The organism is Acinetobacter sp. YH12039 (genome assembly GCF_013420015.1).
Lineage (GTDB): Bacteria > Pseudomonadota > Gammaproteobacteria > Pseudomonadales > Moraxellaceae > Acinetobacter > Acinetobacter amyesii.
The window spans coordinates 24,090-46,913 of record NZ_VOZA01000006.1 but is presented as its reverse complement, the minus strand read 5'-3'; the positions used below and the strand labels follow the sequence as shown (position 1 = coordinate 46,913).

The window sequence follows — 22,824 nt, the reverse complement described above, 5'->3', positions numbered from 1 at the left end:
AAATTTTGGCGTTTTTCTACATGAATAAGCTTAAACGGATTTTTAGGAAATTCACAATAAATATTATGGATGATCGATTTCAATTAAATAAATGTCACGCTTTGCAGGAACAGACATATCCCAATGGATCATCCTGATATTTTCCAAACGCCAAGCCCAGTACCCTGCTGTCCAATATGTCGCCTGCGCTAGCTCTACCTCATTTTCAGTCCATGCATGAACGTCATATACATCGACCATCGCCACCGCACGTCCAATATCTTCATCTCCACTTTCATGTAAGTAGCGTTGATTTTCCACAATCACTAAATCTTTTAAAGGCAAATGCTCAGGCTGCCATGAGCGGACTTCAAGCGTTTTACGTCCGCACGCAATGTTCGAACCAGATGGCGCAACAATCGACAAGGCCGAGTAGCATTTTTTCATAGATCACCGATAAAAAAGGAGCGTTACGCTCCTTTTTGAATTTATGCTTTAGGCTTATCTTCAGCCGCTTTTACGCGAATACCCGCACCTTTGACTTTCAAAGTATTCAGGCCTTTAATCGCTTTTACAGCTTCACGACCATTTGGCATTTCGACAAAACCAAACCCTTTCGATTTACCTGTGCTTGCATCCATAACAACAACAGCAGACTCTACTGCGCCAAATGGTTTAAACAGTTCAACCAATTCTGCTTCAGTAACTGAACGCTCTAAGTTACGTACTAAAATTTTCATTCAATCTTCCAAATAGACAGCATCATCAAAAAGCATTTGTCTATTTTGCTTTTTAACTTGCGTGTAAATCACGTCAAAAATCTATTTTAATCGAGATCGATACCAAAATCTAAATTAATCGATTTTCTTTCGATTAACGCACTTTTTACGGTTTGCTGACGGGTTTTATAGTGTGTTTCCAAACTACATAAATTTCGAGTTAAATCATTCATAAAGTAACTTTCTACTTTACGCCCTTGCTCATCGACAGTTTCACGCGCCCAGTGGTTCAAGTTTTGCTTAGTCAAAATCAATTCATTTTGCGCACGTGTCAGTGCCACATATAACACACGACGCTCTTCTTCCACTTCATCGAAATTACCTTGAGCACGTGCATGTGGATATTGCCCTGGTGTGACATTCGCCACATAACAGACTTTTTGCTCCGTTCCTTTTGCCGAATGAATGGTAATTAAGGTCACGACATCACTGTCAGATTGGCGTTCAATTTCAGAAATGGAAACTGGATCAAGGACATATTCTTCTAAGAATTCACTCAACTGCGTATGTTTGGATGCCAGTTGTTTCACCAGATCAAAATCCCCGACACGGCGGTTCCAATCTTTTTTATAGTTTTCTTCCAGCTGCTCAGAAATCGCTTGAACAGCCAAGCTTACGCATTCTTTGACCTGATCTTTCAACACCGACATTTGCTTCATCATCAGAATCGCTTGGTCAGGTACTTTGCCAAACTTTTCCAACTTGGTTGCAATGGCTTGCATTTCTGGCTCAAGTAAAATCTGCTGCGATAACTTACTCGCACCGACATCACCCACACCATTCCATAAGGTTAAAAAGCGCATCCACGCGATATCATCTAAAGGATTGGCCACTACACGCAGTACACTGAGCAAGTCTTTTACATGGGCTGTTTCAAGTAATTTCATGCCGCCAATAAAGCGATACGGCACGTTTGCGGCAATACAGGCTGCTTCAATATGACGAGCAGCAAAGCTTGAACGCACAAGCACCATATGATCCGACCATTTGCTGCCTTCGAGGTAATGACGTTCTTTAATGTCGATGGCAATCCATTTGGCTTCATCAAACTCATTCGGGAAAATATGCATTTTCGGCTTAATCCCTTCACCACGATAGGCATCTAGGCGTTTGTCATATTTAATTTCACTTTCATCCAACAACCAATTCGACAGATCTAAAATTTCTTGGGTTGAACGATAATTTTTTTCGAGTTTGAAAATCTGTGCGTCGGGTACACGCTCTTTGAAATGATGAATATTTTCAAAGTCTGCACCACGGAAGCCGTAAATGGACTGTGCATCATCGCCGACACAGAACAAGCTGACACGTTCTTTTAGTGGCTCAAGTAACGCCCATTGCAGCGGATTGGTATCCTGCATTTCATCAACCAACATGTGGCGACAAATTGAAGCGACATAATCGACCAGTCCATCTGATTCCGCCAAAGCTTTCGCCACAATCGCCAAGATATCGTCATAATCGAGAAAACTACGCGCACGTTTACGAGCTTCGTATTCTTTCATGATATCCGCGATTTGATCTTTTAAAGCAAAGTACTCAGGCATTTGCTTTTCCATGGCAATGCTAAGTTTTTGACGCGTATTCCGCGCAAAAGAATATAGGTCACAGAGTTCTTTTGGCTTGGGCAAGTGATTGGGGTTTTTCTTATCATCACGGCCACGAATCAGGCGGAACATCATGAGTTGATCATCACGATCAATAATCGAAAACTGTTCTAGACCAAAGGCTTTTGGAATACGGCGCAAGAGGTACATACAAAAGGTATGAAAGGTTGATGCACGTAACCCTTTGGCTTGCTCACCTAGAGCCAACTCCACACGAGCAACAATTTCACTCGCTGCACGACGAGTAAAAGTCAAAATTTGAATTTGATTAGCAGGCACGCCTTGATCAATTAAATAAGCTGCACGCGCTACGATAGTTTTGGTTTTACCACAACCTGCTCCCGCCAAAACCAAGCTATGCTGTGCTTCTGTTGTTGCGGCTTGTTTTTGTTGAGGATTTAATTCATCAATCAGGTTGGCTAAACTCATGGTGTCTCATCGTGCTATGTGAATTGGTAGTTTAACAGAGCTACCCTAAATTCACAGCGTAGACGACTACAAAGTGACTCAACTTGACGCGGAAACACACCGTTTTAACCATGACTATTCATTTAAAATTTTCATTGTTTATACAGTAAAAAATCAGTAGATTTACAATTCAATATCATTAGAAAAACAAAGACCTATTTAAATCCATAGGCTTATAACTTTAGAAAATAACCGTCTCTAGGAATCATGACATGTTCAATAAATGTTCACAGCTTTCATTGTTGGTACTGAGTGGTAGTTTTTTTCTAAGCCCAAGTATTCAAGCTGCAGATGGACTTAGTCCCATGACACCTAGTGAGTGCCAAAAAGATTTTAACTTTAGCTCTGAATTTATACTCAAAAATGATGCTGGTATTCGAGCAAAAAACTGGGACAACTATCCAGAAAATATTCAAAAGGTCATAAATGAGCAAAACACTAAAATTACACAAGTAAATTCGGTCGATGCCTGTAAAGAAATTACCAATCACTTTCTCAAATCTATTCGTAAAGGCCATCTGAGCTTAGGCCAAAAAACCATATCAGAAGCCATCACAGAGAGTTCAACAATACAATCAAGCAATCTCGTGACCACGCAAAAATTATCCGAGCAGACAACCTTAATTACCATCCCAACTTTTGATCTGTCTGTTCAAAATCAACTTGAAAAGATCATTCAAGACAATCAAAACCAAGTGTTAGACGCACGTTTTTTAATTCTTGATCTACGCAAAAACTCAGGCGGTTTTGATACATCAGCACAACCCCTTTATCCACTTTTGGGAGCAGCTGAGTATTGGTTTGAAATGCCCCAAATTTATGCATCTACAGATAATATTCAATCATGGAAAGAAACAGCCAAAACCTTACCTGATGGAGAAATCAAGGTAGAATTTAATCGTATGATTGCTAAACTTGAAAGCAACAAAAATAGCTGGGTTGGGATGACAAAGCAGAAAGAGGAAAAATATGTGATCGCCCATTCAGACGTAAAAGCTACGCCCCAAAAAGTTGTTATTCTGTCAGATGAAGAATGCGGTAGTTCGTGTGAAATGTTTATTTTAACCGCACGTCAAAATCCGAATGTTTTAGTCATGGGGCGTAACACTTATGGGGCTTTAGATGCTTCAAATATTCGAACCATCAAAACGCCATCTCAACAATTCACACTGTATTATGCAACCACATTTATCCACCGCCGTACCGGGCAGCAAATTGACGACATTGGTATTGCACCTAATATTCGTCTCCCTAAACCGCAAAATCTAACCGAGTACCAAGCAGAAGTTACATTTGCACAGCACTATTTAGAAAATCGCTTATAGAAATAACACTTTTCAGAACCGATCCATCTTAAGAGGAGTAGGTTCTGATCTTTTACATATAGAATTGATGAGATCTTTACAACTTTTTTCTAAGTATGTTTCTGCATTTTTTAATGTATCTTTCAACTTACAATCTGGTGGATTAATCCCAACAATCTGTGTGAAACCTAAATCATAGAGTTCTGCTATCCCCTCACCCACTAGACCAGTAAATGCGATCACAGGTTTATTATATTTTTTTGCAACTTGCGCCACACCAAATGGTGTTTTACCTAACTTGGTTTGATGATCAATTTTCCCCTCACCAGTCAGTACATAGTCTGCCTGTGCTATTTTTTCATTCAACTGACTTTGTTCAATGACCAATTCCACACCTGATCGCATTGATGCACCTGCAAAAGCCATCAACCCAAAACCTAATCCACCCGCAGCACCTGCACCTGCGAGAGCACGTAAAGTACAACCCAGTGTCGCTTCAACCACATCGGCATAATGACTGAGGTTCTGATCTAACTGACGTACCATCTCCTGCGTTGCGCCTTTTTGCGGGCCAAAGATATGGGATGCACCATTTTCACCACATAGTGGATTAATGACGTCGCTGGCAATGATAATTTCTGTATGCGCTAAACGTGAGTCGAGCTGCGTCAAATCAAGACTGTTAATTTGATCCAGATAACCACCACAAACTGCTATTTCGAAGCCATTTTCATCTAAAAATTGCGCCCCCAAGGCCTGCGCCATACCTGCACCGCCATCATTGGTCACACTCCCGCCCAAGCCAATGATAATTTTACTTACTCCAAAGTCTAGAGCAGCCTTGATCATTTCGCCCGTACCATAAGTTGACGTCAGTAATGGATTTCGCTGAGCCATATCGACAAGATGAATTCCATTGGCTTTTGCCATTTCAATCACCGCGGTTTTTCCTCCGTCAATCAAACCGAAATACGTCGTCACACGTTGATTGGGCAAAGGACCTGTAAGCGCTATCGGCACTTTTTGACCGTGGCAAGCACTGAGTAACGCATCCACAGTTCCCTCACCGCCATCTGCCATTGGCACAGCGATGACATTTGCATCAGGTATGAGTTTTAAAATTGCACGCCGCATCGCGTCACAGGCTTGTTGAGCACTCATACTTTCTTTAAATGAATCGGGCGCAAGAACAAAAGTGGTCATCTAAATGCTCAAAATAAAACTTGTCCTCAACCATAACGGTTTTAAAATAGCAGGTATATCTAAAAACATCAGAAAGGCTCGAAATGTCACGAATCAATCTAGGTCAGTCTGCACCTGAGCTATATAAAAAAGTCGCAGAACTTGATGCACTGGCAATGAAAAAAATAAATGAAGCTGGCCTAAGTGAAGGATTAGCTCATTTACTCAAATTACGTGCATCCCAAATCAACGAATGTGCGTTCTGTATTCGCATGCATGCGCAAGATGCACTTAAAACAGGTGAAAGCATTGAACGTATTAGCCTACTCAATGCATGGCGTGAAACTGCGTACTACGATGAAAAAGAACGTGCGGCTTTAAGCTTGATCGAAGCGATCACGTTAATTGCTGAAGGCCAAGTTCCCGATGCAGTTTATGAAGATGCTTTGCCCTTTTTAACAGATGAGCAAATCAGTGCCGTGGAATGGCTGGCTATTGTGATCAACACATGGAACCGAATTGCAATTAGTAGCCGCTATAGCGTTAAACCTTAACGGGTTGTACACATTAAAAGTGAATAAAAAAAAGAGTGCCTCAGCACTCTTTTTTTATTTATCAGATCCGCAAGCAGCTTACTGCTCTGCCGAGCTTTTCGGCACTTCACGTCGAATATAAGAAGCCAAAGTAAGGTAGTTGACCCCTTGGAATAAAATATCAACCGCCAAGAATAATCCTAATACCCAAAATGGCGCATCAGGCGACATCAAAATGATCACACCCGTAATCAAGGTCAATAGACCTGAAAATAGTGTCCATCCCCAACCTTGAAATGCTCGAAATAGCACAGCATTAAAGATACGAATGACCCCTGCAATGATCAAAATAATCGCCAATAAATTGGTCAGGACAATGGCCGTTTTGACAGGCGTTGAAAATGCATAATAGCCTGCGACCAAATACAGCACACCAAATAGTGCCCAGAACCAGCGGTAACCGCCTTCAAAAATTTTAAATGCTGCAATGAAATGGATTACGCCACCTAACATCATCAGCACACCAAAAATATAAATCACCGTAAGTGTCGCAAATGGCAAAGCTGCCAAAAGGACCAATCCGAAGACCACCAATAAAGCACCTAAACCGAGATACCACTTACGGTTTTCATGGAGCTGACTGCGAATTAAATCGTTGCCTACTGTTCTCATGTTTTTTCTCAAGTTATTCGTTATTCAATGGATTATGCAACTTCATGATGAAGAAAAATGAAAGAAAAGTCCAAATCTTATCCACACTGCCAATTGAAACTGTGGATAAAATACGCTTTATCCACATTATTTGTTCCATCCCACTTCAATCGCTGTGACGTCATTCACCACAGTATCAGCTAAATCTTCAGGCATTTTACTTTGCGTCTGTGAGGTAGGAATATGCCCTGCCATTAATTCAGCTTTGCTTTGTGGAAACAAAGGCTGCCGCTGGGGCTCTGCATAACCGACAGGGAAGATTGGCTGACCTGTGGCCAAATCATACTTATCCGTTGCACCAAAAGCGTGTAATAACTCATGGGCTAAAACGATTTTATTCTGCGCAGTCTGTTTATTCGATGCAAATAAATTCACCGATCCAATTCGACCATTTTCCAAAGCTGTGGAATGTTTAAGTTCTTTGGTTTGAGTCGGATCGTAATAATTTAAAAATAGCGTCACACTCGAAACACCATCTACATTTTCATGCTGCTGCCAAGCATAGTAGCGGAATTTCAAACTCCATAAGATAACGTCCAACATGCCAGCATCATTGGGTACTTTGGGAGGTAAAACTTTCAGCTCACGACCTAACTTAAAATACACATAAGTCGGTTGTCCTCGGTATTTCTGTGCCGTCGTTTGTAAATATTGTTGAACATCGTTTAAATCATTGACAGAAAGCTGCTGTATATAAGCTTGTGTGCTCTCTCGACCATCTGCATTAATTGGATGTAACAATACAAAGATCGGTTTACTCCAGTCTTGATTTTTGTCTTTATAGGCATTGACTGCGACAACCAATAAAATCAACAATAAGCACAGTACCCGAATTTTTTTCCACATTTTAAATCATACTCTGCTTTTTTATCTTTCTTAAATACATTTGACTCATTTCTATTTTTGTTTCAAACAAATTTAGCGTTTTAATCAGTCCAGATAATTTTGCTCGACCGTAGTTTCTAGAATCAAAGTCAGGTTTGACTGCGCTGATATATTGCCCAACCATACTTAAATTGGCCCATCCATTTTCATCCGCATTATCTTTCACAGCTTTATAAATCAAATTTAATGTGGGTTTATCAATGATTTCAGTGATTGTATTCTCTTTAATCTGCACAGATGGCTTTGGTTCACTTACTTTTGTATTTTCAATGACTTCTTTAATTGGTGAAACAATAAGATCTTCTTCAGTATTTTTTAGCTCATTATCTTGCAGTAAGTTTTCAACATAAATAAATTTATCACATGCTTTTTTAAATGCCTCTGGCGTCGACTTTTTTCCAAAACCGTAAACACTTAGCCCATTTTCACGAATTCTAGATGCTAAAGGGGTAAAATCACTGTCGCTTGAAACAATACAAAAGCCATCCAATGCACCTGCGTACAGCAAATCCATCGCATCAATGATCAAAATCATATCCGTTGCATCTTTGCCCTTTGTGTAAGCAAACTGCTGAACAGGTGTGATTGCATGAGGAAGTAAGACTTCACGCCAATTTTTTAAGGTTTCGCTGCTCCAATCTCCATAAACGCGTTTAACACTTGCGATTCCATATTTTGCAACTTCTTCCAACACAGATGGAATAGCATTGATTGATGAGTTATCCGCATCTATGAGTACAGCAAACTTTTTTGTTTGAATTTCCACTATTCCCCCAATCATTTTTATCATTTAAATTTTGATTAATTCTGACATAAAAAATGCCGACCGAAGTCAGCATTTTATTGATTTTAAAGCTTAAGCCTCAACCCACTTACCGTCTTGGTACACCAAAGACCATTTGGTTTGTTTGCCTTCAGCATTTTCAGAACCAATATATTGTGCTTGATTCTTACGGCTGAATTTCACCAATGTTGGGTTTCCTTCAGGATCGACATCCGGTGCTTGCAAGATAAACTGATATTTCGCATCCAACTGATCTGCGACAGAACGTAGTTCCGCGACTTTAGGCGCACGGGTTTCACGTACTTTCGGGAACTTACTCGCAGCTAAGAATAAACCTGCTGCGCCATCACGAAGGACAAAGAAGTCATCATGTTTGGTTGAACGTAAGTGTTCCATTTTAATTGGATCTACACGTGGAGGTGCAGGCTGACCGCTCTTCAACACTTTACGTGTATTGTCACAGCTATTACATGCAAAGTATGGACCGAAACGGCCTGTCTTCAATTGCATTTCGCCATCACATTTGTCGCAAGGAATAGTTGGGCCATCATAACCTTTGATTTTGAACTCACCTTCTTCAAGCTCAAAACCAGCGCAGTCTGGGTTATTACCACAGATATGCAACTTACGCCCACCATCAATCACATAGCTATCCATGGCTGTTTCACAGATTGGACAACGTTTTTTCGACATCAAATCTGCTGTTTCTGCCGAGTCATCGTCAGACAGTGCAGCCAATGATTCTACAGGTGTCAGGTTTAAAGTTCCCTTACAACGCTCTTTTGGCGGTAAGTTATAACCTGAACAACCCAAGAACACGCCTGTAGTCCCTGTACGAATCTGCATCGGACGATCACATTCTTTACAGTGCACCGCATCCACTTCTACAGGTAAATTACGGCGCATGCCATTTTCACCCTGAGCTGTGGTTAAACGTGTTTTAAAATCACCGTAGAAGCTATTGAGTAACTCTTTCCAGTTACGATCACCATCAGCGACTTTATCCAGCTGACCTTCAAGATCTGCCGTGAATGCATAGTTCATCAAGTTATTAAAGTTTTCATCGAGACGGTCTGTCACGATTTCACCCATTTTCTCGGCGAACAAACGACGGTTATCAAGCTTCACATAACCACGGTCTTGAATGGTTGAGATAATCGCAGCATACGTCGATGGACGACCAATCCCTTTTTTCTCAAGCTCTTTGACCAATGATGCTTCAGTGAAGCGCGCAGGTGGTTTAGTAAAGTGCTGCGATGGATCTAATTTTTCAAGTTTCAGTACTTCACCGACTTTTACAGCAGGTAACAGTACATCATCATCCGATTTGTTTTGGCCACGCACTTTAGTGAAACCATCAAAGACCAATGTACGGCCTTTGGCTTTGAGTTCGACGCCATTGGCATTGACTAAAATCGTTGATGATAAATATTCTGCAGGGGTCATTTGACATGCAACGAACTGACGCCAGATCAAGTCATAAAGACGCTGTGCATCACGCTCTACACCCACCAAACTATCGCCTTTTAGCGCGACATTTGATGGACGAATCGCTTCATGGGCTTCTTGCGCACCAGCTTTATTGCCGTAGCGATTTGGTTTAGCCGGTAAATATTTTTGACCAAACTCAGTTTCAATATGACCACGAACCATATTTACAGCGTCATCACTCAAGAATGTTGAGTCTGTACGCATGTAGGTAATAAAGCCGGCTTCATATAACCGCTGTGCCAACATCATGGTTTTCTTCACAGAAAAACCTAAACGTGTACTTGCTGCTTGTTGCAATGTAGACGTGATGTAAGGCGCGCTTGGATTAACCTTGGTGGGTTTGTCTTCACGTGCTGAAACTGTGTAGTCGGCATCTTTAATCAGGTTCAGTAAAGCATCCGTTTCAGCTTTATTGTGCAGTTTTAAAGTCTTGCCATTTTGCTTCACCGCTTCTAAGCGGATATCGTCTTTCTTCGACTTGGTATCTGCAAAAACTTGCCAAAATTCTTCTGGAACGAAGGCACGAATTTCACGTTCACGCTCAACCACAAGTTTAACAGCCACAGATTGCACACGACCTGCCGATAAACCACGGGCGATTTTTTCCCATAAGAGTGGCGAGATCATAAAGCCCACAATACGGTCGAGGAAACGACGGGCTTGCTGAGCATTGACTTTATCTGTATCCAGGCGAGAAGGATGTTTAAACGCTTCTTGGATGGCATTTTTGGTAATTTCGTTGAACACCACACGTTGATAACGTGAGTCGTCACCGCCAATGACTTCTTTTAAATGCCAAGCAATTGCTTCTCCTTCCCTATCCATATCCGTTGCGAGATAGACCTCGTCAACTTGCGATGCAAGCTTTTTCAGTTCCGCAACAACATGTTCTTTACCCGGTAGGACTTCGTACTGTGCCTTCCAGTCATTTTCAGGGTCTACACCCATACGATTAACCAAAGCTTTTTGTGCTTTTTTGGCTTTTTCAGCTTCAGTTAATTTCGCACGAGTTACTGGCTTTTTCTCTGCTGTTTTACTCGAGCCGCCTGTAGGCAAATCACGGACATGACCCACCGATGATTTTACGATGTAATCAGAGCCCAAATATTTATTGATTGTTTTCGCTTTTGCAGGCGATTCCACAATCACTAACGCACGCTTTTTCCCAGCATCGGCAGATTTTGCTGTGGTACTTTTAGATGTGGACCGAGGAGCGTTCGCCATAGTTAACCATCATTCCTGTTTAATAGGTTTTTTAAAATTTAAAGTTCAGCCAATGAATGTAAAAATGCTTTCATATCTTCAAGCTGTGTGGCTCTTAAGTCAGATTCTTCGTTCCAATAGAGTCCTACACAGTTTGCCTGCATATCAATAGCATAAATGCCCTTTAATGTAATGGCTAAATCCTTGAACTTGTCATCACCATGTACCAGTTCAAGTTTGTCATCGACCACTAAAGCACGCATTAAAGGCAAACGCGCATCTGGAATCAGCACACTGTAATACGCCACCATACTGGCACGTTTTTCAGAAGCCATTGGAATCTTGGTCCAAGCAGGTGCAGCCACTAAACGTGGGTGCAGCCCCATCTTACGCGCCTTCTCGCGCATAATGCCTAAGGCTTTTTCTCTAGGATTTACTCGAAGTCCAAAAATCGACCCAAGTACAAAGACCACAATAAAAACAGTAACCCAGATTCCAGTATTTTCCATAGCACAACCTTTATATTCCTTTATTAGAGTTGCATAAGCGCAATATAAAACGCAAGTTCACTCGATAAAATTAATTCAGGAACATCTCGTGGCTATATAGCACTTCGTGACCATTCCAATAGATATATCCTTTTTCGATCAACTCTTTAAGTAATAATCGAACATCAGATTGTGGGAACATTTGCTCCAATAAATCACGTAAGGCGTAGATATCTTTTGGTTTATCTGACTTTAATTCATGCAATTTTCGGATCACTTCCATTTGCACAGGATCAATTTTATTGAAATTTTTAAATAAGCCTTGTTGTGCAGCCTGAATCATCGATGCCGTATCATCAGTCTTTGAGGTTTGATCTTCGAGTGAAGCAGTAAATGCATTCAGGTCTGTTTTTATCGGCAATGCTGTTTCAGCAGTCGCATTTAAATCTAGCTGTACCCATTGTTTGAGTACTTTTTTTCGAATCGAAATTTGCTCATCAAAGCGTTTGACGATTTTTAGATTGATCAACATACCAACCAAATGCTGAGCTTTTTCGCTAGAGACTTGCAAAATATTCATCAGCGAGTTTTTCAGTTTATGCAAACTGTTGGGTTTGCCACTGAGTTTTTCCAGACCATCACAATAGTGTTTAATCAGTAATAAATCAGGTTTATTCCGAATGGTTTCAAGGTCAGGAATTTTATATTTCACTTTATGTGAAACTTCTTGTTCTGACTGAATTTGAATGAGATGTGCGCTGAGTCTAGAGCCGTCCAATTGTTCCATCAGTAATTCAATATCAGGCATCGCTGAAATCACTTCAATATGCGCATCTAGATCCATCAAGGCCATCAGTTGCCCCACAATCACCGCATATTCAAATTCTTTTTGCGGCGTTTCTGGAATATCCAAAACCACCAATTGGCCACTCACGATCCACCCTGCAATTTCAGTTAAATCTTCAAGTGCATATTCAAATTTTCCGCTGCAGCTAAACACATACAAAGTACTGTAATGTTCAATGATATTGCGCAATAGATTTGCTGTGGGCGGGTTATTTTCCAAATCTAGCAGGACAACTTTTTGACTCATGAGATGAAATAATGGGTTTCGATCAGCAGATGCGGTGCATTAGACCTGTCACGCTGCAAAAGGTCAAATAAATTTACACCAATCCACAGCTTTGGCGCTGATTCGTCATCTGCCTGTCATTCAATATCGACATTAATAATGCGGTGGGCGGTTGGTCATTGGGTCAAATGCTGCGATGCCTTCAGATAAATCTGCCGATTCAATACGACGATACAACATCTGCATTTGTTTCTTTAAATCAGCGATTTCGGCATTTTGACGGGCAACTTGATCATTCAATTGATCAACTAAATCATCTAAAAATGCAATTCGGACTTGCAAATCTTCAATGGGTGCGGAAAATGACGCCTGTTCATCAAGATTTTGTTGTGTAGTCAATTTACACTCCTCATATAAGATTTCAGGAAACATTATGGCCTATATTACCTTAAGGGACGTCCAGCTTGCGTTTGGCGGACCTTCCCTACTCGACGGCGCGAACTTCAGTTTAGAGCGTGGCGAACGAGTGTGTTTAATCGGTCGTAATGGTGAAGGTAAGTCTACTTTACTTAAACTGATTGAGGGAACTTTATTGCCAGACGGGGGTGAAGTTTCATTGCAAAATGGCATTACGATTTCAATGCTTGCTCAAGATGTACCCATGGATTCGGGCAAAGTTGCTGATATTGTTGCCGATGGTGCAGGTGAAGCTGCAACTGTATTACGTGCTTATCATGAAGCCAGCGAAGCCTGCGTACTCGGCGATATGGACGCCTGTGAGCGCATGGGTAACCTACAACATCAGATGGATCAAATGGATGGCTGGTCACTTGAAACCAAGGTGAATGCCATCCTCAGTAAAATGGGCCTAGACCCAGAAGCTGACCTTGCAGATTTGTCTGGTGGTCGTAAGCGTCGTGTTTTGTTAGCACGCGCCCTTTTAACGCAGCCCGATGTATTGCTACTCGACGAACCGACTAACCATTTGGACGTTGAAAGTATTGAATGGCTCGAAAAATTCTTACTCGATCAAAACAACTTAACTCTGTTGTTTATTTCGCATGACCGGTCATTTGTCGACAATATTGCGACTCGTATCGTGGAACTTGACCGCGGCATTTTGCGTAGCTATGAAGGCAACTATTCACGTTACCTCGAACTCAAAGCTCAGCAAATGGAAGCTGAAGAAAAGCAAAATGCGCTATTCGATAAAAAACTCGCTGAAGAAGAAGTATGGATTCGTCAGGGCATTAAAGCGCGTCGTACCCGTAACGAAGGTCGTGTTCGTGCCTTAAAAGCATTGCGTGAAGAGTCTAAAGCGCGCCGTTCACAACAAGGCAAAGTGAGCATGGCAACGCAAGATGCGCAGCGCTCAGGTAAAGTGGTCTTTGAAATTGAAAACTTAGCTGTGCAATTTGGCAACAGCGCGCCAATCATCAAAGATTTCTCGGCACTGGTATTACGTGGTGACCGTATCGGCTTAGTCGGTGACAACGGTGTGGGTAAAACCACTCTTATCAAAGCTATTTTGGGTGAGCAAGAACATACTGGTACAGTAAAAACAGGTACACAGCTTGAAGTTGCTTACTTTGATCAGCTTCGAAATGCACTTGATCTTGAAAAATCAGTGAAAGATAACGTCTCTGAAGGCTCAGACCATGTCGATGTAAATGGTAGCCGTCGTCACATCTACAGTTATTTACAAGACTTCTTATTCTCTCCAGAACGCGCACGTACACCGGTTAAAGCACTGTCTGGGGGTGAGCGTAACCGTATTCTGTTGGCGAAACTGCTACTGAAACCATCGAACCTTATCGTGATGGACGAACCGACCAACGACTTGGATATGGTAACTCTTGAACTGTTGGAAGAAATGCTCAGCGCTTACAAAGGCACACTGTTACTGATTTCGCATGACCGTGCCTTTATGGACAACGTGGTGACATCAACTTGGGTCTTTGATGGTAAAGGTCAAATCGATGAATACATCGGCGGTTACCAAGACTATTTGGAACAGCGTCCTGACCAAACTGTCGTGGATCAAAAAAGCGATGTGAAAAAAGCCATGGCTAAAGCCGAAGCAGCGGCTGCCGCTGCGGTGCCTAAAAAAGTCAAGCTCAGCTATAAAGACCAACGTGCCCTAGAACAACTGCCGACTGAAATTGAAGCATTGGAACAAGAGCAAGCTGAATTGTCTGAAAAATTAGCCGACGGTTCTTGGTTCATGACTGACGCAGATGCTGCAACCCAAGCATCACAACGTCTAGCTGAAATTGATGACGAAATGCTGGAAAAAATGGAACGTCTAGATGAGCTAGAAACGCTTGCTAAAGGCTAAGTCCACAAATATTCCACACAGAAAAAGCCGTATTTCGATACGGCTTTTTTTATCTCGTATGACTCGACTGAATTATTAGATCGGATGACTCAGTTTCAAATTGGAGCATACAGCGTCTGTAAAGACGATTCCGCTAATGTGAAAAGCTTGCTATGGTGACGCTCAATATTAGATTGAGTCACGAGCATGCAAATTTCAGATCAAATTGTCTTGGTTACAGGGGGCGCACGTGGCCTCGGTTTGGCGATTAGCCAAACGTTAATTGCTGAAGGCGCACGCGTGGTCGTGAACTATCTATCCAGTCAAACTGCAGCAGAACAATTGACTACCGAATTTCCTCAGCAAGTGTTTGCCTATCAAGCAGATGTCACCGATAAAGCTCAAGTAGAACAGCTCTTTGCTGCAGCAGAATCACATTTTGGGACCGCGATCACCTCTGTCGTGAATAATGCCCTTATCCATTTTCAATTTAATGGCGATGCCCGTCCTAAAATTGAAGAACTGACTGCACAGCACTTACAGCAACAGTTTGATGGCGCAGTCGTCGCTGCACTCAACACCACGCAAGCGGCGCTTCCCAAGATGAAAGCACAGGGTTTTGGTCGCATTGTGAATATTGGTACCAACCTGATACAAAACCCTGTCGTGCCTTACCACGACTACACTGCAGCAAAGGCAGCTCTGTTGGCCTTCACCCGCACAGCGGCGCATGAGCTAGGTGAGTTTGGGATTAACATCAATATGCTTTCAGGTGGCTTATTACAAAGCACCGATGCCAGTAAAGCCACACCCGATGCCGTGTTTGATTTAATTGCGGCATCGACACCTTTACGCACAGTGACCACGCCTGAAGAATTTGCTGCGGCCATCATGATATTCTTGTCCCCTTACTCACGTGCAGTCACCGGGCAGAATTTGATTGTCGATGGCGGTTTAGTCAAAGGTTAAGTCTAGCGCAGCATGAGTTTGAACTTTCTCTTTCAATTCAGCTTCATGCTAAACTGAACCCTATTTTTTAATCTTTGATTTAGCCCTATGAGTCAAAAGCCAACATATCAACCCGGAAAATTCCAATGGTCTTTCTTACTTCCTCAGTATTGGGGAATTTGGATAGGGATTGTATTTCTTATGATTTTGGCGATTCTTCCATGGGCAGTTCAATATCGCCTTGGGCAATTCCTCGGTTCTGTTGCATTTAATAATCTCAAATCACGTCGTAAAACCACGATTCGCAACATGGAAGTTTGCTTTCCTGAATGGACGGCAGAACAGGTTGAAGCCAATGCAAGACAGGTTTTTATCGACCAAATGATTGGTATTTTTGAAACCTTAAATGCATGGTACAGCCCGCAGTGGTTCAAAAATCGGGTGCAAATTGAAGGCTTAGAACATATTCAAAATGCACAAGCTGAAGGCAAAGGTATTTTACTCCTCGGCACACATTCTACCCTGCTCGATGCTGGTGGCTATTTATGCGCACAGTTCTTTGAGCCGGATGTGGTTTATCGTCCGCAAAATAATCCGCTGTTGGATATGTTGATTGTGCGTTGCCGTGCCACCATCTATGCCAACCAAATCGACCATGATGATATGCGTGGCTTAATTCGCAATCTGAAAAATGGCCATGCCATTTGGTACACTCCCGATCAAGACTTTGGTTTAAAACAAGGGGTCATGGCTCCGTTTTTTGGTACTCCCGCAGCCACTGTTACTGCGCATCGTCGCTTATTAAAAATTGCTAAAGCGGTAGCGATCCCATTGTATTTTTATCGAGACGGCGACATCAGCAACCCTCAATATCATGTGCTGATTGAACCTGCTTTAGACAATTTTCCGAGTGACGATGAAGTTTCGGATGCTATTCGAACCAATAAAATTATTGAAAATCAGCTGCGAATCGCACCGACACAATACATGTGGTTCCATCGCCGCTTTAAAACCCGCCCACAAGGCTATGACAAAATCTATTGAGTTCAACTCAGCACATAAAAAAGAGAAATGCTATGAAAGTGATGCAGCTTTTACCTGAATTGAACAGTGGTGGTGTCGAGCGAGGAACCTTAGAAATAGCTCGTGCTTTAGTGACCGCCGGTCATGAGTCCTTAGTGGTTTCAAATGGTGGCCGTATGGTGACTCAATTGGAAGCCGAAGGCTCAACTCATCTCACACTCGCAATCCATAAAAAAGCCTTATCAAGCTTATGGCAAATTCGTCCTCTACGTAAACTGATTGAGCAACATCAACCAGATATCGTGCATGTGCGCTCACGTGTCCCCGCGTGGCTCACGCATTTTGCCCTCAAAGGGATTCCAGCTAACAAGCGACCTCACCTGATTTCAACTGTACATGGTTTTTATTCGATTAATCGCTACAGCCAAATCATGACGCAAGCTGAAAAAGTCATTGCGGTCTCGGATAGTGTTGTCAAATACATCATGGACAACTACAAAAACTGTCCTACCAAGGACATTGTGCGTATTTATCGTGGCATTGACCCCGCTGCTTTTCCACATGGCTATCAACCCTCAGCACAGTGGCTCAATCAAACCCTAAAAGACTTCCCTGAACTAGAAAATAAGCGTCTGATTTGCTTACCAGGCCGTATCACCCGTTTGAAAGGTCATGAAACCCTGATCCATTTAATGGAACAGCTACAAACACAGTATCCCGACGTACATGCGGTGGTGGTCGGTGGTGCAGATCCGAAAAAAGCGGCTTATTTACAAGAAATGCAAGACAGTATTGCGGCTAAAGGGCTGAGTGATCGGATTACTTTTGTCGGTCATCGTTCAGATATCCGTGAATGGTTAGCTTTTAGCGATTTGGTTTTGTCTTTGTCGAGCCAAGCGGAAACCTTTGGACGGACTGTACTCGAAGCACTGTCTGTAGGTACACCTGTGATTGGTTGGAACCGTGGTGGTGTAGCTGAAATTTTATCCAATGTCTATCCGCAAGGTTTAGTCACTGTAGATGATGAAATACAATTACTCAATACCTTAAAGTTGCATTTAGACCAACCACAACACGTGCAGCCTATCAACATGTTTAGTTTAAAAGAGATGTGTGATCAGACTTTAGCGTTGTATACGCAAGTGGCCTCTCAGCATTCAGCTTGATTGACTACACGCCATAGATAATTGCTGTGCAGGATAACGCTCGGAAAATTTTTTTAATTCAGCAACTCGATCAACATCTAGAAAGGATATTGTGAAATGCACAATATCTTTTTTTCTATTAGGATTTTTTAACTGGCGATTTAATCCTTTCATTTAGCCCTTCAATTTCGAGCTTCCACTTAGCCCTTCCATACACGGTATCGGGCCATCAACCAAAGGATCAGCGGCAACAACATGACATTTAGAATATGTTTCAAACTTTGCCCTATACGCCAAAAGCCTCTATCTAAAATATCATGGCGTGCATTAAACAATTCCAATCCCACTGCGACGACCACAACCGTCCAAATCGCATAAGGTGATTTCAATTGGCGGTGATGGCAAAAGGCCACAAAAAAGAACAGGATTAAGCCAAGGTAAATGGAAAGTGCATCGGTGGATAAGTGTGTAATCTGCAATATTTTTTGGTGCCATTCGGACAGCATAGAACGTCTCATACCTATATTTTTATTGGAAATTCATCGTTTTTTTCTTGGCACACTGTATAAAGAAATTGATCAAAAGAAAAGCAAAAAATTCTATATCACAAAAGCAAAACCCGAGTTCTGCATCCTGCAAAACTCGGGTCTATGAGGTTGTGCTTTCACAAGTATTCTTTTTATTTTTTATTGGCTTTCCTTTCCTGCATCCGTTCCGTGATGCTTCCATCGGCTTCGTCTTCCTTAGTGGGATGTTCCGTTCCCAGTTCCATGTGCCGATGAACAAAGAATAAGTCAATACACTTGACCTGACCATTCGTCAGAAGCCGAAAGCTGTGTAAGCTATTTCTTACACTTTTCTCTTAAATCAAACAAAATCAAGGTGCCTTCGTACCATCCTTATAATCACGGGCGATTTCATCGGTCACCACTTTCTCCTCTTTCTCAGCTTTTTCTATGCCTTCCTGAATTGCCTCTTGCGCTTCTTGTTCATCTTCATCCGTTTGCTCCAATTCTTCTTGGATTTGCTCAAAGACCCTACCTGTTTGCAGCACCACATAGACTGGGAAATGGTCTGAACCGATATTGGGCAATCGTTCCATGTGTACTAAGGCAAAATCTGTACTATGAAAAATATGGTCGAGCGACCAGCGCAGCAGTGGATAATTGGCATGAAAGGTATTCACGAAATGCCGTCCAACTCGTGGGTCTAAAAGCCCACTGATCCGTTGAAAGAGTCGTGTGGTACGTGACCATGCCACATCATTCAGGTCCCCCATAACGATGCAACTTTCATCTAAATCTTTAATCTGATCGCCCACAATCAGCAATTCTGCATCGCGTAAGGTTGAATCTTTTGCTTCCGTTGGACTTGGCGGTTTGGGATGTAAACAATACAGTTGTACCTGATTTCCTGATGCTAAGGTGACTCGGGTATGGATCGAAGGAATTTCATCACTGAGAATAAATTTGACTTCAGTTTCACTAAGTTCTAACTTGCTATACAAATGCATGCCATACAAATTATCCAAAGGTACGGGTACGCGATAAGGATAATCAGCTTCAATCACTGCCAATTCATTTTGCCAAGTTTGATCTGTTTCTAGCGTGAGTACTAAGTCAGGTTGATGCTTTTGTATTTGTGCCAATAATAAGTGATATTGAGTATTCGGCGTAAGTACATTTGAGACAATGATTGAAATTTGTTTCTGTTTGTCTAACTGGTCTGATCGAACTTTTTTGACTTGTTTTTTCCAAAGAAAGGTATAAGGCAAAACCATTTTTAATTGATATGCCAAGGCAGCAATCAACCCAATTAAAATGATTTCACGCGCCAAGTCCCATTCAGCATTCCATAAAATTAAGCCTATGAAGGCAAATATGCCCAAAGCCAAGATTTGCAGACGCGGAAAATCTGCACCACGAAACCACCATTCATCTCGTGGTATGAGTGACCAAAATGTCAACCAAATGACGAAGCTTGCCAGTATTTCAATCCAAATCATTACGCCTCCCTTATATTCTTTATTTTTTATTGATTCATAAATTTATATCAGTTTTGCATGTAACATAAACAAGATATATTGCACAATATTATTGGTGTTTTCATTATGTAGCGCTTGCAGTTATGCGCCCTTTTGGTACACTCGAACCCCCTTTTTATTTTTTAACGCACCGAGGCAAAGTGACATGAAAGTAGGTCTGGTCGGTTGGCGCGGGATGGTTGGTTCCGTCCTTATGCAACGTATGGTTGAAGAAAACGATTTCGCTCATTTCGAACCGTTTTACTTTTCTACCAGTAATGCAGGTGGTGAAGCCCCTGCGTTTGGTGGTAAGACTGCCCCAGCACTTATGGATGCAACGGACATTGATAGTCTGAAGCAAATGGATGTCATTATCACCTGCCAAGGTGGCGATTATACGACTGAAGTTTTCCCTAAGCTTAAAGCTGAAAACTGGAATGGTTACTGGATCGATGCTGCATCGACTTTACGTATGGATGATGAAGCGATCATCGTACTTGACCCAGTAAACATGAACGTAATCAAAGACGGCTTAGTGAAAGGCACAAAAACATTCGTGGGCGGTAACTGTACCGTTTCATTGATGTTGATGGGTTTAGGTGGTCTATTCCAAAATAATTTAGTGGAATGGGCAACCTCAATGACGTATCAAGCGGCTTCTGGTGCAGGCGCGCAAAACATGCGTGAACTGATTTCAGGTATGGGCTACTTGTACAACAATACCAAAGATTTGCTAGATGACCCACGTTCACCAATTTTAGATATCGATTCTAAAATTGCACAGTTACAACGTGGCGAAGGTTTCCCATCTGCAAACTTCGGTGTGCCTTTAGCAGGTTCGCTCATTCCTTATATCGACAAACAGCTTGAAAGCGGTCAGTCGAAAGAAGAATGGAAAGGTCAAGTTGAAACCAACAAGATCTTAGGCAACCAGCAAATCGTTCCAATCGATGGACACTGTGTCCGTATTGGTGCGATGCGTTGTCACTCACAAGCATTGACTTTAAAACTTCGTAAAGATGTTCCACTGGATGAAATCGAAGATATCATCGCTAGTGCCAACGATTGGTCTAAAGTGGTGCCAAATACGCGTGAAGCTTCAATGACTGATCTGACTCCTGTTGCTGTAACTGGCACCTTGTCTGTTCCAGTTGGTCGTCTACGTAAGCTCAACATGGGTAAAGAATACCTAGGCGCATTCACTGTGGGTGACCAATTGCTTTGGGGTGCTGCTGAACCTTTACGTCGTATGCTAAGAATTCTCATTGATTATAAAAATGCTTAAGCATTTTTAAGTCTCTGAACAAGAAGCCGATCACAATTGATCGGCTTTTTTATGTAACTGTCGTGTAAATATTTTACAATTCTTTGACAACTCGCTAATCTATAATTTTCGCCATGCGACATATATTCGAGCTAAAGATTAAGATGACCGTATATAACAAATTAAAGATCGCCATTTTAGCCGTTATTGCATCTCAAAACATTCAAGCGATCAGCATTGATCCTGTACAAGTCCAGTCAGCACCCGGGGAATTGCTGTACGCTGAGATTCATTTTCGCCACTCAAATACATCTGTGCCGCTCAATGCAAGTTTAGCCACGGCAGAGGATTTGTTAAGTATGGGTACAGGGCATCAACCACCGGGACATTTAAACTTCTTTACACGTCGTGATGGTGCAGGCAATGGGGTAATTACCATTACCTCTTCGCGTCCAGTGACCGATGCTGAGCTTAATTTTATTGTCAATATTAAAGAAGGTAATGCTTCACGCCTGCAACAAATTCGCACACCATTAAAACGCAATCCAGCGCCGTCGAATGCGAATCAAACACGTGCCAATGAGCGTGCTTTAGCACCTGTCGTTATTGTAAATGAAAAAGATATTGCCTTAAATTTACCTGTCAGCACACTGTATACCGCAAAAGCACCCGTAGCTGCAGAACAACCCCTATTACTCAGTACCAAAGCACCGCCAAAATTAGCACAATTAGCAACTTCAACGCCTGTTGCGATTGAACCTGTCACGCATGTACAAAATTATAGCGTTGCACCTGCGGAGCAAAATAGCGCAAATACTTCATCTGGTTCTGAAACATCAATTTCGCAAGTTACAAAAACCAATTCGACCGGCTCTGTCAGTTCAGAAATGCAAGCCACACAAACTGCAACAGCATCAACTGCAAGATCTAAAGACCCATTGGCACAAAAATTTGCTGCGGAGCAGGCAGCACAAAAACGTGAAAATCCAACAACGACAGCTCAAAAAGCATCTACACCAAAACCAACAAGTACCGCGGCTTCATCGACAGCAACACCAGCGGCAAAATATGTGGTTCGCTCAAATGAAAGCCTTTGGGGGATTGCCTCACGTATCGCGACAGAACAAAACCGCCCTGTTTCTGAAGTCATGCAACAAATTAAAAACAGCAACGAACATGCATTCATTCAAGGCGATGTAAACCGTCTGCGCCGTGGTGCTGCCTTAAATCTGCATGGTATGCAGCAAGCAAAACAGCCTGTAAAAGTCTCTGCTGCAGAACTTGCCAAAGTGCCTTCGAAGCAGTCAGGCAAAACCAAATACCGCTTGAATCAAGCTGAAATGAGTCTGGTGGCAGAGAAAGCGCAAGATTCGGCACAATCTTCTGCCAACAGCGCAGCAGAAAAGAATAAAACTTCGAAAGAGTTGTCATTAAAAGTTATGACATCTCGTGAAAAAACCGTTAAATTACAGAGAAACGTAACTGAATTAGAATTGGCGCTAAATCAAAAGGATCACAGAATTCAATTATTAAATGCTCGTCTTGCTCAACTGCAACAACAGTTGAAAGCTCAACAAGCAGATAAAAGAAGCCAATAAACTAAAACGTTACCAATCAA

22 protein-coding genes are annotated in these 22,824 nt (G+C 42.0%); 8 read left to right on the top strand and 14 right to left on the bottom strand.

Annotated elements, in window-relative coordinates:
* Nucleotides 1–63: 63 nt before the first annotated feature.
* The 3 genes from FTT98_RS04565 to FTT98_RS04555 form a co-directional block, all read right to left on the bottom strand.
* On the bottom strand, nucleotides 64–426 hold the full coding sequence (locus FTT98_RS04565) for an ASCH domain-containing protein (RefSeq protein WP_180040570.1): 363 nt from the start codon (nucleotides 424–426) through the stop codon (nucleotides 64–66).
* A 41-nt stretch (nucleotides 427–467) separates the two neighbouring features.
* Nucleotides 468–719 carry an RNA-binding protein gene (locus FTT98_RS04560; RefSeq protein WP_078189697.1) on the bottom strand — a complete coding sequence of 84 codons (252 nt, stop codon included), beginning with the start codon at nucleotides 717–719 and terminating at the stop codon, nucleotides 468–470.
* An 86-nt stretch (nucleotides 720–805) separates the two neighbouring features.
* Entirely contained in the window at nucleotides 806–2,794 is a 1,989-nt protein-coding gene (locus tag FTT98_RS04555) for an ATP-dependent helicase (RefSeq protein WP_168377891.1), read from the bottom strand.
* 251 nt (nucleotides 2,795–3,045) lie between these two features.
* Here FTT98_RS04555 and FTT98_RS04550 point away from each other — a divergent pair, with 251 nt between their 5' ends.
* Entirely contained in the window at nucleotides 3,046–4,158 is a 1,113-nt protein-coding gene (locus FTT98_RS04550; protein ID WP_180040572.1) for a S41 family peptidase, read from the top strand.
* Nucleotides 4,159–4,170: 12 nt separating this feature from the next.
* Here the strand turns inward: FTT98_RS04550 and FTT98_RS04545 are convergent, their stop codons facing one another.
* Nucleotides 4,171–5,340: a glycerate kinase gene (locus FTT98_RS04545; RefSeq protein WP_180040574.1), complete on the bottom strand. Its 1,170-nt coding sequence runs from the start codon at nucleotides 5,338–5,340 to the stop codon at nucleotides 4,171–4,173.
* 83 nt (nucleotides 5,341–5,423) lie between these two features.
* Here FTT98_RS04545 and FTT98_RS04540 point away from each other — a divergent pair, with 83 nt between their 5' ends.
* Nucleotides 5,424–5,873: a carboxymuconolactone decarboxylase family protein gene (locus FTT98_RS04540; RefSeq protein ID WP_168377894.1), complete on the top strand. Its 450-nt coding sequence runs from the start codon at nucleotides 5,424–5,426 to the stop codon at nucleotides 5,871–5,873.
* 78 nt (nucleotides 5,874–5,951) lie between these two features.
* Here the strand turns inward: FTT98_RS04540 and FTT98_RS04535 are convergent, their stop codons facing one another.
* From FTT98_RS04535 to FTT98_RS04505, 7 genes are all read right to left on the bottom strand, one after another.
* On the bottom strand, nucleotides 5,952–6,524 hold the full coding sequence (locus FTT98_RS04535) for an HdeD family acid-resistance protein (RefSeq protein ID WP_180010185.1): 573 nt from the start codon (nucleotides 6,522–6,524) through the stop codon (nucleotides 5,952–5,954).
* A 126-nt stretch (nucleotides 6,525–6,650) separates the two neighbouring features.
* Nucleotides 6,651–7,409, bottom strand: coding sequence for a hypothetical protein (locus FTT98_RS04530; protein ID WP_180010184.1), 759 nt, complete (start codon nucleotides 7,407–7,409; stop codon nucleotides 6,651–6,653).
* A gap of 1 nt (nucleotide 7,410) precedes the next feature.
* Nucleotides 7,411–8,214: an NYN domain-containing protein gene (locus FTT98_RS04525; protein ID WP_180010183.1), complete on the bottom strand. Its 804-nt coding sequence runs from the start codon at nucleotides 8,212–8,214 to the stop codon at nucleotides 7,411–7,413.
* Between the two features lie 90 nt (nucleotides 8,215–8,304).
* Complete coding sequence (gene topA, locus FTT98_RS04520; RefSeq protein ID WP_078192741.1) at nucleotides 8,305–10,947, bottom strand: type I DNA topoisomerase; 2,643 nt, start codon at nucleotides 10,945–10,947, stop codon at nucleotides 8,305–8,307.
* 38 nt (nucleotides 10,948–10,985) lie between these two features.
* Nucleotides 10,986–11,435, bottom strand: a complete 450-nt coding sequence (locus tag FTT98_RS04515) for an ammonium transporter (protein WP_180005286.1) — start codon at nucleotides 11,433–11,435, stop codon at nucleotides 10,986–10,988.
* A gap of 70 nt (nucleotides 11,436–11,505) precedes the next feature.
* Nucleotides 11,506–12,507: a hypothetical protein gene (locus tag FTT98_RS04510; protein ID WP_180040575.1), complete on the bottom strand. Its 1,002-nt coding sequence runs from the start codon at nucleotides 12,505–12,507 to the stop codon at nucleotides 11,506–11,508.
* Nucleotides 12,508–12,639: 132 nt separating this feature from the next.
* Nucleotides 12,640–12,885, bottom strand: coding sequence for a SlyX family protein (locus FTT98_RS04505; RefSeq protein ID WP_078189840.1), 246 nt, complete (start codon nucleotides 12,883–12,885; stop codon nucleotides 12,640–12,642).
* A 34-nt stretch (nucleotides 12,886–12,919) separates the two neighbouring features.
* Here FTT98_RS04505 and FTT98_RS04500 point away from each other — a divergent pair, with 34 nt between their 5' ends.
* The 4 genes from FTT98_RS04500 to FTT98_RS04485 all read left to right on the top strand — a co-directional run bounded on the left by FTT98_RS04500 (nucleotide 12,920) and on the right by FTT98_RS04485 (nucleotide 17,940).
* Nucleotides 12,920–14,824, top strand: a complete 1,905-nt coding sequence (locus tag FTT98_RS04500; protein ID WP_180040577.1) for an ATP-binding cassette domain-containing protein — start codon at nucleotides 12,920–12,922, stop codon at nucleotides 14,822–14,824.
* A 186-nt stretch (nucleotides 14,825–15,010) separates the two neighbouring features.
* A complete protein-coding gene (locus FTT98_RS04495; protein ID WP_180177058.1) occupies nucleotides 15,011–15,772 on the top strand; it encodes a 3-oxoacyl-ACP reductase in 762 nt (253 codons plus the stop codon).
* Between the two features lie 87 nt (nucleotides 15,773–15,859).
* Nucleotides 15,860–16,795, top strand: a complete 936-nt coding sequence (gene lpxL, locus FTT98_RS04490; protein ID WP_180040581.1) for an LpxL/LpxP family Kdo(2)-lipid IV(A) lauroyl/palmitoleoyl acyltransferase — start codon at nucleotides 15,860–15,862, stop codon at nucleotides 16,793–16,795.
* A 32-nt stretch (nucleotides 16,796–16,827) separates the two neighbouring features.
* Nucleotides 16,828–17,940, top strand: a complete 1,113-nt coding sequence (locus FTT98_RS04485; RefSeq protein WP_180040583.1) for a glycosyltransferase family 4 protein — start codon at nucleotides 16,828–16,830, stop codon at nucleotides 17,938–17,940.
* Here FTT98_RS04485 and FTT98_RS04480 read toward each other — a convergent pair.
* The 3 genes from FTT98_RS04480 to FTT98_RS04470 all read right to left on the bottom strand — a co-directional run bounded on the left by FTT98_RS04480 (nucleotide 17,932) and on the right by FTT98_RS04470 (nucleotide 19,924).
* Nucleotides 17,932–18,093 (bottom strand): hypothetical protein, encoded by a 162-nt coding sequence (locus tag FTT98_RS04480; protein WP_180040585.1) that lies wholly within the window; start codon nucleotides 18,091–18,093, stop codon nucleotides 17,932–17,934. The two genes, FTT98_RS04485 and FTT98_RS04480, sit on opposite strands and share 9 nt — an antisense overlap.
* 26 nt (nucleotides 18,094–18,119) lie before the next feature.
* Nucleotides 18,120–18,425 carry a hypothetical protein gene (locus FTT98_RS04475; protein WP_228144755.1) on the bottom strand — a complete coding sequence of 102 codons (306 nt, stop codon included), beginning with the start codon at nucleotides 18,423–18,425 and terminating at the stop codon, nucleotides 18,120–18,122.
* A gap of 371 nt (nucleotides 18,426–18,796) precedes the next feature.
* Nucleotides 18,797–19,924: an endonuclease/exonuclease/phosphatase family protein gene (locus FTT98_RS04470; protein ID WP_180042097.1), complete on the bottom strand. Its 1,128-nt coding sequence runs from the start codon at nucleotides 19,922–19,924 to the stop codon at nucleotides 18,797–18,799.
* A 184-nt stretch (nucleotides 19,925–20,108) separates the two neighbouring features.
* Here FTT98_RS04470 and asd point away from each other — a divergent pair, with 184 nt between their 5' ends.
* Together asd and FTT98_RS04460 are read left to right on the top strand one after the other, a co-directional pair.
* Complete coding sequence (asd, locus tag FTT98_RS04465) at nucleotides 20,109–21,227, top strand: aspartate-semialdehyde dehydrogenase (protein ID WP_180005293.1); 1,119 nt, start codon at nucleotides 20,109–20,111, stop codon at nucleotides 21,225–21,227.
* A 143-nt stretch (nucleotides 21,228–21,370) separates the two neighbouring features.
* Nucleotides 21,371–22,804: a hypothetical protein gene (locus tag FTT98_RS04460; RefSeq protein ID WP_180042096.1), complete on the top strand. Its 1,434-nt coding sequence runs from the start codon at nucleotides 21,371–21,373 to the stop codon at nucleotides 22,802–22,804.
* Nucleotides 22,805–22,824 lie beyond the last annotated feature (20 nt).